Source organism: Burkholderia sp. AU33423 (genome assembly GCF_002223135.1).
In the GTDB taxonomy this organism is placed as follows: domain Bacteria; phylum Pseudomonadota; class Gammaproteobacteria; order Burkholderiales; family Burkholderiaceae; genus Burkholderia; species Burkholderia lata_D.
In genome coordinates this window covers 1508061-1521852 of the sequence record NZ_NKFH01000007.1, presented here as the reverse complement: position 1 = coordinate 1521852, position 13792 = coordinate 1508061, and the positions used below count along the sequence as shown (strand labels likewise).

Annotated in this window: 10 protein-coding genes; 5 read left to right on the top strand and 5 right to left on the bottom strand. The window is 67.5% G+C overall.

The features are described 5' to 3' along the window. Positions 1-15: 15 nt before the first annotated feature. Positions 16-1359, bottom strand: a complete 1344-nt coding sequence (locus CFB50_RS25370) for an MFS transporter (protein WP_089447566.1) — start codon at positions 1357-1359, stop codon at positions 16-18. A gap of 178 nt (positions 1360-1537) precedes the next feature. Further along, on the bottom strand, positions 1538-2497 hold the full coding sequence (locus CFB50_RS25365; RefSeq protein ID WP_089427583.1) for an MBL fold metallo-hydrolase: 960 nt from the start codon (positions 2495-2497) through the stop codon (positions 1538-1540). A 177-nt stretch (positions 2498-2674) separates the two neighbouring features. Here CFB50_RS25365 and CFB50_RS25360 point away from each other — a divergent pair, with 177 nt between their 5' ends. Continuing rightward, on the top strand, positions 2675-4324 hold the full coding sequence (locus CFB50_RS25360; protein WP_089447565.1) for an IclR family transcriptional regulator: 1650 nt from the start codon (positions 2675-2677) through the stop codon (positions 4322-4324). Positions 4325-4570: 246 nt separating this feature from the next. Beyond that, positions 4571-4714 (top strand): hypothetical protein, encoded by a 144-nt coding sequence (locus tag CFB50_RS25355; protein WP_256979251.1) that lies wholly within the window; start codon positions 4571-4573, stop codon positions 4712-4714. Between the two features lie 131 nt (positions 4715-4845). Here the strand turns inward: CFB50_RS25355 and CFB50_RS25350 are convergent, their stop codons facing one another. Beyond that, positions 4846-7716, bottom strand: coding sequence for an alkaline phosphatase family protein (locus CFB50_RS25350; RefSeq protein WP_089447563.1), 2871 nt, complete (start codon positions 7714-7716; stop codon positions 4846-4848). 268 nt (positions 7717-7984) lie between these two features. Next, on the bottom strand, positions 7985-8467 hold the full coding sequence (locus CFB50_RS25345) for an Lrp/AsnC family transcriptional regulator (protein WP_021159229.1): 483 nt from the start codon (positions 8465-8467) through the stop codon (positions 7985-7987). A 284-nt stretch (positions 8468-8751) separates the two neighbouring features. Between CFB50_RS25345 and CFB50_RS25340 the strand changes: the two genes are divergently transcribed. From CFB50_RS25340 to CFB50_RS25330, 3 genes are all read left to right on the top strand, one after another. After that, on the top strand, positions 8752-9399 hold the full coding sequence (locus CFB50_RS25340; RefSeq protein WP_089447562.1) for a LysE family translocator: 648 nt from the start codon (positions 8752-8754) through the stop codon (positions 9397-9399). 41 nt (positions 9400-9440) lie between these two features. Then, complete coding sequence (locus tag CFB50_RS25335; RefSeq protein ID WP_069251485.1) at positions 9441-9872, top strand: YqaA family protein; 432 nt, start codon at positions 9441-9443, stop codon at positions 9870-9872. A 158-nt stretch (positions 9873-10030) separates the two neighbouring features. Further along, entirely contained in the window at positions 10031-12013 is a 1983-nt protein-coding gene (locus tag CFB50_RS25330) for a methyl-accepting chemotaxis protein (RefSeq protein ID WP_089447561.1), read from the top strand. Between the two features lie 36 nt (positions 12014-12049). Here CFB50_RS25330 and CFB50_RS25325 read toward each other — a convergent pair whose 3' ends face one another. Continuing rightward, positions 12050-13711: an acyl-CoA synthetase gene (locus tag CFB50_RS25325; protein WP_089447560.1), complete on the bottom strand. Its 1662-nt coding sequence runs from the start codon at positions 13709-13711 to the stop codon at positions 12050-12052. Positions 13712-13792: the final 81 nt, after the last annotated feature.

Below are 13792 nucleotides of genomic sequence, written 5' to 3'. Positions count from 1 at the left end.
CCGGCCGTTGCTCGCTCAGTCGCGCGGCGCGGCTTCGGCTTTCACGCCGAGCATCAGCGCGACGCCGCTCGCCACCAGCAGCGCGGCCAGCAGATACACGGCGAGATCCATGCTGCCGGTGCGCGTGCGGATCATCCCGATCACCCACGGGCTGACGATCCCGCTCGTGATCCCGATGCTGCTGATCAGCGCGATCCCGGCCGCGGCGGCGTTGCCCGACAGGTAGCGGGTCGGCACGGCCCAGAAGATCGGCAGCGCGGCGAAGATCAGCGTCGCCGCGACCGACAGGCACGCGAGCATCGCCGCGAAGCTGTGCAGATGCAGCGTCAGCGCCGCGAGCGCGAGCCCGCCACCGATCGTGCAGCACGCGAAGTGCTTGCGGCGCTCGCCGGTGCGGTCCGAACGGCGCGCGATCAGGATCAGCCCCACCGCGCCGACCGCGTTCGGCACGACCGTGTACAGGCTCACCGCCACGACGTCGGTCACGCCGAAGTCGCGGATCATCAGCGGCATCCAGAAGTTGAGCGTCAGCGACGCGCAGGTCAGCGAGAAATAGATGAACGCGAACAGGTACACGCGCGGGTTCGAAAGCGCCGCCACGAGGCTGCGCCCGTCGTGCGCGTGGCCGTGGCCGCGGCCGTCGGCGCACAGCGCGGCGACCCGCGCCTTTTCATCCGGCGTGAGCCACGTGGCGTCCTGCGGCCGGTCGACCAGCAACGTGAACGCGGCGAACGCGAGCAGGATCGCCGGCGCGCCTTCGATCGCGAACATCCACTGCCAGCCGTGCAGCCCGAGCACGCCGCTCATGTCGCGCATGATCCAGCCCGACATCAGGCCGCCGAGCACGCCGGCCACCGCGACGCCCGCGAAGAACACCGAGATCGCGGCCGCCCGCCGGTTCGCGGGGAACCAGTAGGTCAGGTACAGCACGATGCCGGGAAAGAAGCCCGCTTCGAACACGCCGAGCAGGAAGCGCAGCACGTAGAAATGCGACGGCTGCGACACGAACATCATCCCGGTCGACGCGATGCCCCACAGCAGCATGATCCGCGTGAAGGTGCGGCGCGCGCCGAAACGCGCGAGCAGCAGGTTGCTCGGCACTTCGCAGAACACGTAGCCGACGTAGAACACCGCGGCGCCGAGGCCGTACATCGCGTCGCTGAAGCCGAGATCGTGCTTCATCTGCAACTGCGCGAAGCCGATGTTGATCCGGTCGAGGAACGAGATGACGTAGCAGAGGAACAGGAACGGCACGATTCGCCAGGCGATCTTGCGGAACAGCAGCGCATCGTCCGTGGCGGCGGAAGCCGAAGCGCTCGCGTGCGCGAGCGTCGCTTCGGCGGGAAACGATCGAGGCATGTCTCTCTCCAAACAGGCTGCGCGATTCGAGCGCGCAGCCGTCTCCCAGGGCGTACGTGCGCCCTCTTTCTTGTGAGATCGGATACGGCGGCCGGAAAGCCGGCACGAAGCCCTGGCCAGTCGCCGCTTCAGAAAAAAGGCGGAGCGCCCTGTCGGACACCCCGCCTGTGCAAGCTGCTCAGTCCTGCAGCGCGGCCCACATTTCCTTGTCGCGCTGCGCGGTCCAGATGCGCGGATGCGTGATGCCGCTCGCTTCGTCGAACGCACGCGACACGTCGAACGGCAAGCAGTGCTCGTAGATGAACACGTGGCCGAACTTCGGATCCATCGCCTCACGCGTGAGCGCCATCGACGCCTTCAGGTCGAGCTTCTGCTCGACGGCCTTGCGGCCCTGTGCGAGCAGCGTCGTGACGAAATCCTTCGTGTAGTCGAGGCCCTTGTTCACGTCGGCCGGGTTCAGCAGCGCGGGGCCGCGGCCCGGCACGAGCTTCTCGGCGCCGAGCGCGCGCAGCGCTTCGAGCGTGGCCGGCCATTGTTCGAGCTGCGCATCGCCGCAGTAGCACGCGGCGTCGTATTCGACGAGGTCGCCCGAGAACAGCACCTTCTGCGACGGAATCCAGACGATCGTGTCGCCCTTCGTGTGGCCCGAACCGACGTGCATGATCTTCACTTCGAGCTTGCCAAGGAACAGCGTGATCTCGCGCTCGAACACGAGCGTCGGCCAGGTCAGGCCGGGCACCGTCTCGACCCCGGCGAACAGGCGCGGGAAGCGTTCGATCTCCGACTTCATGTCGGCCTCGCCGCGCTCGACGATCATCTCGTACGTGCCGCGGCTCGCGATCACGTGCTGCGCGCCTTCGTCGAAATACGCGGACGCGCCGAGCACGCGCACCGCGTGGTAATGCGACAGCACCACGTGCTTGATCGGCTTGTCGGTCACGCTGCGGATCTTCGCGATCAGGTCCTGCGCCATTGCCGGCGTCGCGGTCGTGTCGACGATCAGCACGCTGTCGTCGCCGATGATCACGCCCGAGTTCGGGTCGCCTTCGGCGGTGTACGCGTATGCGTTCTCGGACAGCTTCGTCCAGGTGACTTTCTTCTCTTCCAGATCGGCTTGGGAGGCGAATGCTTTGGCCATGTTGCGTTCCGTGGCTGCGAGCCATGTGTTGAGGGGAGTGAGCGGATCATCTTCCCGTGCTGAATATTTGTCAATGACAAAGGCGCTTGCTATTGTCTAATACGGGTAAACCTGCGGGCTGGCGCGATAAATGGCGTCGGATACCATGCGGGGTTTCGTCAACGGAAGAATCATCGCGTGCAGAACCACGAAGTCAGCGCAGACGACGCGCCGCCCAAGGCGCAGCGCGGGATCCAGAGTGTCGAGGTCGGCGGCCGGCTGCTCGACGCGCTCGCGCGCCGGCGCAAGCCGCTCGGCCTGTCCGAGCTGGCCGCGGCGGCCGACTTGTCGACCGCGCAGGCGCACACCTATCTCGTCAGCCTGACGCGGCTCGCGCTCGTGAAGCGCGACGCGCTCACCGGTAACTACGAGCCGGGCCCGTTGTCGCTGCGGCTCGGGCTGATGTCAATCGAGCGCCAGCCGGCCTATCGCGCGGCGCTGCCGCACGCGGCGCGGCTCGCGGAAGCGGTCGGCCTGAGCGTCGCGCTGTCGGTGCCGGGCGTGCTCGGGCCGACGATCGTGCGCATCGAGCACGGCGGCTATCCGCTGCACGTGAACCTGCATGTGGGCTCGGTGATGTCGCTCGACACGACCGCCACCGGCCGCGTGTTCCGCGCGTTCGGCGATCCCGCCCAACTCGACGCGATGGCGGCCAGCCAGGCCGGCGCGGGCGCCACGCTCGCGGGCGCCGAACAGCCCGTGCCGGACGCCGGCGTGCCGCAAGCGGAACTCGATGCGATCCGCGCACGCGGTATCGAGCGCGGCGTCGATCTGCCGAGCCCCGGCGTCAGCGCGATGTGCGTGCCGGTGTTCGACGCGCAGGGCAAGCTGCAGCTCGCGTTGACGGTGATCGGTTCGACGGGATCGATCGACGTCGACTGGGACGGCCCGATCGCGGCGGCATTGCGCGACGCGGCACGGCTGGCCACCGCATCGCTCGGCGCGGCGCACGATGCGCCTGCGCCCACCGCCAGCCTGGCGCCTGCCACTCCGCGCATGCCGCCCGCGCTGGCCGACGATATGAAGGCGCAGCGCGGCATCAATGCGCTCGACAGCACCGGCGAACTGCTGCTCGCGCTGGTGTCGGCGGGCCGCGCACTGCCGCTGCGCGATCTCGCGGCGGCCGCCGGCATGCCGGCCGCAAAGGCCTTTCCGCACCTCGTCAGCCTGCAGAAGATCGGCCTGCTGAGCCGCGACGACGCCGGCTGCTTCGGCGGCGGCCCGCTCGGGCAGGCGCTCGGCCTGATCGCGATGCAGCGCGTGTCGCCGACGCGCGACGCGGAAGCGGAGATCGTCGCGCTGGCCGGCGCGACCGACATGAGCGTGGCAGCCGCGACGCTGGGGCCGCTCGGCCCGACCGTGATCCGCCTCGAAGAGTCAGCGCGACCTCAGCACGTGAGCCTGCAGGTCGGCACGGTGATGTCGCTCGTCAATACGGCGATCGGCCGGATCTTCGCGGCCGGCATGTCCGACGACGTGCTGGCCGACCTGCTCGCCAACGAGCCCGTGCGCCTCGCTGGCCGCGCCGCCGCGCCGGCCGACGACGCCTTCCGCGCGCGGCTCGCGACGATCCGCGCGGATGAACTCGATTTCGCGTTCGACGCGCCGGTGCCGGGCATCGGGACGGTCGCCGCGCCCGTGTTCGATCACACCGGCAGCATCCGGCTCGTGATCGCGATCATCGGCTCGTCGCGCGGCTTCCCGCGCGGGCCGGACAGCGACCTCGCGCAGGCGCTGCTCGCCGCGACGCGACGGCTGTCGTGGCGGTTCGGGTGGATCGGCGGGTAAGCCGCCGCCCGCCACGCCCCTCGTCCTCCTCACTGCTCGAATCCCCCTCTCTTGTTCTTATGCGAGGCCGTGCAGGCGCGGCCTCGTCACGGCTGTAGGCCAGGCGCAGGCATCCGATATTCATGTTGCGAAGCAGCAACACAAATTGTCAGTAATTCTCATATAACGAAATCGCATTTCACAAAGCGAAGCTGCTTCGCTATGATTAGGGTTATCCCTAACTCGCCACCTATACGGGGCTTCGTCATGCAAACGTCTAACATCTCCGACCGTTCCACCGAATCCGCTGGCTGGCTCGCACGTCTGGGCGAGCTGATTGCAGAAGCTTGGACGCTCCACCTCGAGAACTGCGAAGTCATCGCCGAAGCACACGCACGCCTGCCGCACTGAACGGCACGACCACGGCAGGACAGGTTTGAAACGAAAGACGGCCCGTCAAGCGGGCCGACTTTCGTGAGCGGACATGCTGCCCGCCGCGGCCTGCGCCGGTCTCCCGGCCAGGTTCCTGCGACGGGTGGCCGTCAACCCTTCACCGCATGCCTCGAGGTCGCCGGCCGCGCGTCGTCATCGTCGTCGTGCCGCCGCGTCGCCTGCTGCGTGTCGCCCGGCCGCATCGGGTACGGCTTCGCACCCATCAGCCCCTTCCACAGCACCTTGTTGTATGCGACCGCATCCAGCCGGTCCTCGACCGAGAAGTCCATCCCGCGCGTGACCGCCGCCCAGTAGCGCATCCCGTGCGTCGGCTTCAGCGCCGCCGTCTTGATGTCGCCCGCCGGGATCGGCAGCTGCGTGTTCGCGAGCAGGCCCGACGCGACCGCCTTGTACGTCCACTTCGACTGACTCATGTCGAACACGTCGGTCATCGGCCCTTGCGTCGCATCGAACAGCCCGAGGTGATCCAGGTTCAGCACCTCCGTGATCGTGCGGATCATGTTGACTGTCGTGTAATGCGTGCTGACGACCGCGTTCTGCTTCACGTACGGCCCGATCACGAACGCCGTGCTGCGATGTGCGTCGACGTGGTCCGGTCCGTCCTGCGCATCGTCCTCGACGATGAAGATCAGCGTATCCGCCGCATACGGGCTGTTCGCCAGCGCCTGCGCGACGCGGCCGACCGCATAGTCGTTGTCGGCCATGTCGAGCTCCGGCGTGTTGACGCCGTCCAGCGACGACCCGAAGCTGCCGGTATGGTCATGCGGCAGGCGCAACAGCGTCAGCGCGGGCAGCTGGCCGTTGCCGACGAACTGGTTGAATTCGCGCTCCCACTCCAGCTCGCGATACAGGTCCGGATACGCGTTGTCATAACCGCGGAAATACGGATCCGTGCGATCGACGAGCGCGGGCGTCACGCTGTACCCCTGCACCTTGTTGTCGGCGAACGGCGCGCGATCCATCGGAATCGCGTTCGGGCCGCCGTTGCGCGAGATATCCATGAAGAAGCCGTAGTTGCGCACCGTCAGGCCCGCGCGCAACGCGGCGTTCCAGATGTAGCCCTGCTGTACGGCGTCGGACGGGCCGTCCGGCGCCGACACGTCTGCCGTGCCGGGCAGCAGGTCAGGATCGGCCGGCGTGAGCGGGTTCGCCGTCGTGCGTTGCGCGCCGGTCAGGCCCACGTCGACGTTTCGATTCTGGCCTTCCCAGTCGTAAGAGCCGCCGCGCGAGCCGCTGCGTGCCGGGCTGCTGGCGTAGTTGACGGGCAACATCTTCGCGCCGGCGTCGGATTCGCGTGCGCCGGTCGACCACGGCCAGCCGTTGCCGCTCACGTCGCCGGAATCGTGAAAGTTGTCGAGCGTGACGAACGTCTTCGCGAGCGCATGCATGCTCGGCGTCGTCGCGTCCGGGAACTCGGCCAGCGACGGATCGCCGTTCCCGCGGCCCAGATCGCCGAGGATCTGGTCATACGTGCGGTTCTCCTTGACGATATAGATCACGTGCTTGATCTTCTGCCGCAGCGCGTTCATCGTCGCGACGTCGGCGCTGGAGAGCGCGGCATTGAAGCTGTTGTTGTCGGCGACCTGCTTCGTCAGTAGATCGAGCGTCGCGCTGTCCGGCGCGGGCATCCACATGAAACCGCCCTTGCTCAACTGCTCGATGTACTGGTTCTCCACCAGATGCACGGGCGAGTTCTTGACCGGGCACGGCACGGTCCGGCCGCTGTCCTTGCAGTTGCCCGGATTCGGCCCCGGCATGTTCTTCGTGTAGACCATGTAGAGCGCATTGTTCGCGCCCACTGCGACATCGGACGGATACCATCCGGTCGGAATCAGTCCGGTCACTTTCGCGGTATCGCCGGACAGCGATACGACCGCGACGTCGTTGGTGCCGCGATTGGTCACGTACAGCGTGGTTTCGTCCGGCGACAGCGCGAGCCCGTTCGGCGACGCGCCGCGATACTGCATTTCGGTGACGAGCCCCGCGGGCGCAACCGTCGATACGCTCGACACGACCTTGTTCGATGTCGTATCGATCACCGACACGATGTCGGCGTTGTCCGACGCGACGTAGAGGCGACTCTGCGCCCGGTTCAGCACCATCTTGTTCGGGTTGCCCTTGACCGGGATACGCGTGACGATCTGCGGCGCACCGGTCGAGATATCGACGACGACGATCTCCCGATCGCGTTCGCTCGACACGTAGGCCGTCTTGTTGCCGACGATGCGAACCGCGTTCGGATATTCGCCGCCCGGCGTGCCCGACGCACCGCCGCTCTTGCCCGGACGGAGATCGCGTTCGGCGAGCACGGCGCCCGCGGCGAGATCGACCAGCGTGACGCTGTCGTGATAGCGGTTCGCGACGACCGCGCGCTTGCCGTCCGCCGTCACGTCGACACCGGTCGCAAGCGGCGAGCTGCCGAGACCGTTGCCGCCCTTGTGACTCAGCGCGATCGGTGCGCCGGCTTCGCCCCATACGCCTTGCGACAGTGCGAACACGTGCAGGTTGTCGTCGCCGCCGCCGGTCACGTAGAAATGCTGGCCGTCCGGCGCGAATGCGATGCCGACATAGGTATCGGGCACCGGCAGCGCCTGCTTCTTTACCGGCGTGCCGCCCGACACGTCGAACACGAACACATACTCGTTCGAGTCGGCATTGATCAGCTTGCCGCCCGCATCCAGCCGGTTGTTGTAGCCGCTCGTCAGCACGAGCAGCGTCTTGCGGTCGGGACTGAGCGCCTCCGACACCGGCTGGCCGGCGATCAGGTCCGGCACGTCCTGCAGCCCCGGATTCAGCGCGACGAGCGTCGTGCCAGGCGCAGCCGACGGCGTGATGCGCTGTCCGGTCGACAGCAGCGTCGACGTCGTGTCTCCCAGCGTCGCGGTCGTGTTCACGGAATCGCTGTTGCAGGCGGTCAATGTCGCGGCAACTGCTCCGGCCAGAACGAAAGTGTTGTACACGGATGCTCCTGTTTCGAACGAAAACGTTTTCACCGCCCCGTCGTAACGGGGAGTAATAATTCGTAACGAGCAGCAGGATAGTGACCGTGAATGAACCACCGGTGACGGCAACCTTGCCAAAGGCGTGCATGCCCTTTCGTTTTGCCTTCAATCGCAACTCGGTGCGAAGGTCGGCCAGTGAGCATTGCGCGTCGACGACGGCCAAGGACGCCGGTCGCGGCCAGCGGACAATACGCGCACCGTGCAGCCTGCACGGCGCCCGGAACGCTCACACCTGAATCGACGGCACGTCCTTCATGCAGCGCAGCGCGAACATCGAGCGGCTGTGGCGGATGCTCGAAATCTTGTACAGCTTTTCGCGCAGGAAACGCTCGTAGCCTGCCGTGCCATCCACCGCGACCTTGATCCAGTAGTCGTACTCGCCCGACACGAGATAAGCCTCGAGCACCTCGGGCAGCGCGGCGAGCTCCTCGCCGAAGCGCGCGAGCGCGTCGTCCTCGTGGCGATCGAGCGTGACTTCGAGGATCACGATGTCCGCATAGCCCAGCTTCCGCTGGTTGACGAGCGCGACGTAACCGTCGATGTAGCCGTCCACCTCCAGCTGCCGCGTGCGGTTCCAGCACGCGGTGGTCGACATGCCGATCTGTTCGGCCAGTTCGGCGTTCGACAGACGCGCATTTTTCTGCAGTGCACCGAGGATCTTGCGGTCCTGGCTGTCGAGCGTTTTCGGCGAGCGTTCACGTGTGGCCATGGCAAAAAGAATCTTCTACTGAAAACGGGGATTCTATCTGAACGCTATTCCGGATTTATGTCGGTTTGTGTGGAAAAGCGGAAGCCTTTTAATCCGGCCCCTTGATATATTTTTACCCATGCCTGCTGTCCGGCACGTTCCCCGCGACAACCCCTTCGCACCGGGACGCGCAGCCGCAATCACGAGTTGCGGTGCCGGCCGCAGGCATGCGATTCCCCGCCGCCCGCGCGCCTATCCGGCCGCGCGGCTTCGGCGCCCATGTTCCTGTTCCTGCCCTACCCGTCATGTCGTTCAGGCTTTACCTCTCGTTTCTCGCGGCTTCCGCCGTTCTCGTCTACGCCCCCGGCCCCGTCAACCTCCTCACCATGAACCAGGCGCTCCGCGCCGGCTGGCGCCGCGCGCTGCCGTGCGTCTGGGGCGGCACGCTCGCCGTGCTGCTGCAACTCGCACTGACCGCGCTGTGCCTGAATTCGCTCGTGCATCTCGACGAGCGCGCGCTGACCGTGCTGCGCTGGGCCGGCGCGGCCTACCTCGTCTGGCTCGGCTGCAAGCAATGGCTCAGCCGTACGCCGGCCGGCGCACCTGCCGCCTCGGCCGGGCCGGCCGGAACGGCCATGCCGGACACCGACTCGCACCGCGCACTGTTCTGGCGCGGCCTGGCGACCTCGGGCATCAATCCAAAGACGCTGCTGTTCTTCCCGTCGTTCTTTCCGCAGTTCATCAGCCCCAGCGCCGACTGGAGCCTGAACCAGCAGTACCTGCTGCTCGCGACGACGTTCGCGGTGCTGTTCGCGGGCGGCGTCGCGTCGATGGCGCTGTTCTCGCACCGGCTGAGCCGCGCGCTGCAGCGGCCCGCTCGGATGCGCGCGATGAACCGCGTCACGGGCGGCCTGCTCGTCGGGATGGGCGCGATCATGGTCGGCTGGAACTGACAGCGACCGGGCGGCCGGCACGTGCCCGGTACAATCGCGCGATGTCCGAATTGCTCACTTACGGCGGCCTGTTCGCCGTGTCGATGGTCGCCGCGACCCTGTTCCCGCTCCAGTCCGAAGCCGTGCTCGCCGGCCTGCTGCTCGCCGGGCGCGAACCCGTGTGGGCACTGGTGCTCGTCGCGAGCATCGGCAACGTGGCCGGCTCGGTGATCAACTGGGCGCTCGGGCGCGGCATCGAGCACTTCCGCGAACGCCGCTGGTTTCCCGTCAAGCCCGCCGCGCTCGCGCGCGCCGAGCGCTGGTATGCGCGCTACGGCCGCTGGTCGCTGCTGCTGAGCTGGGCGCCCGTGATCGGCGATCCGCTGACGATGATCGCCGGCGTGCTGCGCGAGCCGCTGCCGTCGTTCCTCGCGATCGTCACCGTCGCGAAGGTCGCGCGGTATCTCGTGATCGCGTGGCTCGTGACGCACTGACAACCGCTTCTCGTCGCACACCCGCCTGACGGCCGCACCGGCAGGCGCCGCCTTCCACGACACACCGCTAAAGATTTCGCCGAAGTTGCCGTATTAACCGGTCAACGAGCGGTGACGCGTGCGTTCCGCCTCCTCTCCCTCCCCACTCAGGATGTTTCATGAGATTGACCCACTTGGGCCGGGTGAGCGTCGGCGCGCGTCTTGCGGCGCTGGCGTGCGCGCTCGTCGCCCTGCTGTTTACCGTTTTCGCGTGGACGCTCGCGCATTTCGCCGGCCAGCAACTGGCTGAAGAAGCCCACATGCGGATCGTCGACAAGGAACAGTCGATCCGCGCGATGGTCGACCTGTTCGACAAGGCGCTGACGGCCGAAGCCAACCGCTCCATGTCGCTGTTCGCGAGCTTCCTGCCGCCTGATTTCTCGCTCGACCCGGCGCGCACAGTCGACATCGGCGGCGTCGCCGCGCCGACCCTGCTCGCGGGCGGCCAGCCGCTCGACCTCGACTATTCGATTCCCGACCAGTTCCTGAAGAAAAGCGGCGCGATCGCGACGATCTTCGCGCGCGACGGCGACGATTTCGTGCGCATCACGACGTCGCTGAAGAAGCAGGACGGCGCGCGCGCCGTCGGGACGAAACTCGACCGTGCCGGCCCCGCCTACGCGCCGCTCGTCGCCGGGCGCAGCTACACGGGCCTCGCGAAGCTGTTCGGCCGGTCGTACATCACGCAGTACAAGCCGGTGACCGACGCGGCCGGCCGCGTGATCGGCGCGCTGTTCGTCGGCCTCGACATCGGCAACGAACTCAAGCTCGTCGAGGACGGCATCCGCTCGCTGAAGATCGGCGACAACGGCTACTACTTCGTGCTCGATGCGTCGCAGGGCCCGTCGCGCGGCACCTTCGTCGTGCATCCGGATGCCGACGGCCGGCCGGCCGACGACACGCGTGCGCCGTATGCGCAGATGCTCGCGGCCGGCGAGGGGCGGCTCGCGTACACGTCGACCGACCCGGCCGCGCACGATGGCGGGCCGACCGCGAAATTCGTGTCGTTCACGACGATTCCGCAGTGGCAATGGCTCGTCGGCGGCATCGCGCTCGACGACGAACTGCTCGCCACCATGCGCGCCACCCGCAACCGCTTCCTGATGATCGGCGCCGTGCTCGTCGCGGCGTTCGCGACGCTGTTCGTCATCGTGGTGCGCCGCGTCGTGAGCCGGCCGCTCGATGCGGCGGCACGGGCCTCCGAACGCTATGCAGCGGGCGATCTCAGCGTGCGCATCCGTGATGGCGCGGCCACGCGCGGCCATGCGGGCGACGACGAGATCGGCCGGCTCGTTCAGGCGGTCGACGGGATCGGCGACGGCCTCGCTCGGATCGTCGCGCAGGTGCGCAACAGCTCCGCCGACATCGCGCGCGGCACGGTCGACATCGCGGCCGGCAGCAGCAACATCGCCGCGCGGATCGCGACGCAGGCGAGCAGCGTCGAACAGACGGCCGCCAGCATGGAACAGATCACCGCCGCCGTGCAGCAGAGCGCCGAGCACGCGGCGCAAGCCAATGCGCTGGTCGCGGACGCGTCGGCCGCCGCGACGAACGGCGACGCCGCGGTGCAGCGCGTGGTCGCGACGATGGACGACATCGGCCGCGCGACGCGCCGGATCGCCGAGATCACGGGCACGATCGAAGGCATCGCGTTCCAGACCAACATCCTGGCGCTGAACGCGGCCGTCGAAGCCGCGCGCGCGGGCGAACACGGCAAGGGCTTCGCAGTGGTCGCGGCCGAAGTGCGCGCGCTCGCGCAGCGCAGCGCGGCCGCGGTCAAGGAGATCGACGCGCTGAGCGCCGAATCGTCGACAACCGTCGAACAGGGTTACCGGATCGCGGAGGCCGCACGCGGCACGATGCGCGACATCGTCGCGCGCGTCGACCAGGTCAGCACGCTGATCGGCGAGATCAGCGCCGCGTCGCGCGAACAGTCGACCGGTATCGAGCAGGTGAACCTGGCCGTCACGCAGATCGGCGACGCGACGCACCAGAACGCGTTGCTGATCTCGGATGCCGAACGCGCGGCCGTCGCGCTGCGCGACCAGGCCGCGCACCTGTCGGATGCGGTCAGCGTGTTCCGGCTCGAACGGAACGCGTGACGGAGAACGACTGGCCGGCGACGGCCGGCCCATCGCCTACTTCTTGTTCTTGTCGTCGCCCGCCAGATCGATCGCCTTGTCCGATCCCACTGCATTGCGCAGCTGGAACTTCTGGATCTTGCCGGTCGATGTTTTCGGCAGTTCGCCGAACCGCACGGCCTTCGGCACCTTGAATCCCGCGAGCAGCGCCTTGCAATGCGCGACGATCTCCTCCTCGGTCGCGCTCGCGCCTTCGCGCAACTCGACGAACGCGCACGGCACCTCGCCCCACTTCGGGTCGGGCATCGCGACGACGGCCGCCACCGCCACCGCAGGGTGCCGGTACAGCGCATCCTCGACCTCGATGCTCGAGATGTTCTCGCCGCCCGAGATGATGATGTCCTTCTTGCGATCCTTGATCCGGATATAGCCGTCCGGCATCAGCACCGCGAGATCGCCCGTATGGAACCAGCCACCGTGGAACGCCTCGTCGGTCGCCTTCGGGTTCTTCAGGTAGCCCTTCATGCAGATGTTGCCGCGGAACATGATCTCGCCGAGCGTCTCGCCGTCGGCCGGCACCGGCGCCATCGTGTCGGGATCGAGCACCGTCGCGCCCGCCTCCAGGTGATAGCGCACGCCCTGGCGCGCATTGAGCCGCGCGCGCTCCTCGTCGCTCAGTTCCTCCCAGTGCGACTGCTTCGCGCAGACGGTCGCTGGGCCGTAGACCTCGGTCAGTCCGTAGACGTGCAGCAGGTCGAAGCCGATCTCCTTCATCTTCGCGATCACGGCCGGCGCGGGCGCCGCGCCCGCCACCATCGCGTGCACAGTGTGATCGATGCCTTCACGGAATTCGACCGGTGCGTTCGCGATCGCGCTCTGCACGATCGGCGCGCCGCAGTAATGCGTGATGCGTTCGCGGCGGATCAGGTCGAACACCGTCTTCGCATCGAACTTGCGCAGGCAGACGTTCACGCCCGCGCGCGCCGCGACGGCCCACGGGAAGCACCAGCCGTTGCAGTGGAACATCGGCAGCGTCCACAGGTAGACGGCGTGCTTCGGCATGTCCCATTCGAGGAGGTTGCTGACGGCCGCGAGATACGCGCCGCGATGGTGGTAGACGACGCCCTTCGGGTCACCGGTCGTGCCGGAGGTGTAGTTCAGCGCGATCGCATCCCATTCGTCGGCCGGCGGCGTCCACGCGTAGTCGGCGTCGCCGCTCGCGACGAGCGCCTCGTAGTCGGTCGCGCCCGCGAAGCGCGCGGGATCGGCCGGCATCGCGTCGGCCACGCTGACGATCTTCAGACCCGGCACCTCGAGCGCCGCGCGATGCGCGAACTCCGCGTACTCGGTGTCGACGATCAGCACCTTCGCCTCGCCATGACGCAGCATGAACAGCACCGACGACACGTCGAGCCGCGTGTTGATCGTGTTCAGCACCGCGCCGGCCATCGGCACGCCGAAGTGCGCCTCGACCATTGCCGGAATGTTCGGCAGCATCGCCGCGACCGTGTCGCCACGTTCGACGCCGAGCCGCGCGAGCGCGCTCGCCAGCTGCTTCGCGCGCGTGTAGGTCTCGCCCCAGGTGCGCCGCACGTCGCCGTGCACGATCGCGAGGCGCTCGCCGTAGACTTCGGCCGTCCTGACCAGGAAGTCGATCGGGGTGAGCGGCACGTAATTCGCGTCGCGGCGGCCGAGTCCGGCCTCGAACATCTGCGTCATGATCCTGTCTCCCGTGTCCTGTCGACCGGGGCGCATCCACCCCGGATCGTTTTGATGTGGTTCAATTGCCGACAGCCTAAC

What these genes read in the sequence shown, in the direction of transcription:
- CFB50_RS25370 (WP_089447566.1), bottom strand. Translation starts at nt 1,359, where the DNA reads ATGCCTCGATCGTTTCCCGCCGAAGCGACGCTCGCGCACGCGAGCGCT.
- CFB50_RS25365 (WP_089427583.1), bottom strand. Translation starts at nt 2,497, where the DNA reads ATGGCCAAAGCATTCGCCTCCCAAGCCGATCTGGAAGAGAAGAAAGTC.
- CFB50_RS25355 (WP_256979251.1), top strand. Translation starts at nt 4,571, where the DNA reads ATGCAAACGTCTAACATCTCCGACCGTTCCACCGAATCCGCTGGCTGG.
- CFB50_RS25345 (WP_021159229.1), bottom strand. Translation starts at nt 8,467, where the DNA reads ATGGCCACACGTGAACGCTCGCCGAAAACGCTCGACAGCCAGGACCGC.
- CFB50_RS25340 (WP_089447562.1), top strand. Translation starts at nt 8,752, where the DNA reads ATGTCGTTCAGGCTTTACCTCTCGTTTCTCGCGGCTTCCGCCGTTCTC.
- CFB50_RS25335 (WP_069251485.1), top strand. Translation starts at nt 9,441, where the DNA reads ATGTCCGAATTGCTCACTTACGGCGGCCTGTTCGCCGTGTCGATGGTC.
- CFB50_RS25330 (WP_089447561.1), top strand. Translation starts at nt 10,031, where the DNA reads ATGAGATTGACCCACTTGGGCCGGGTGAGCGTCGGCGCGCGTCTTGCG.
- CFB50_RS25325 (WP_089447560.1), bottom strand. Translation starts at nt 13,711, where the DNA reads ATGACGCAGATGTTCGAGGCCGGACTCGGCCGCCGCGACGCGAATTAC.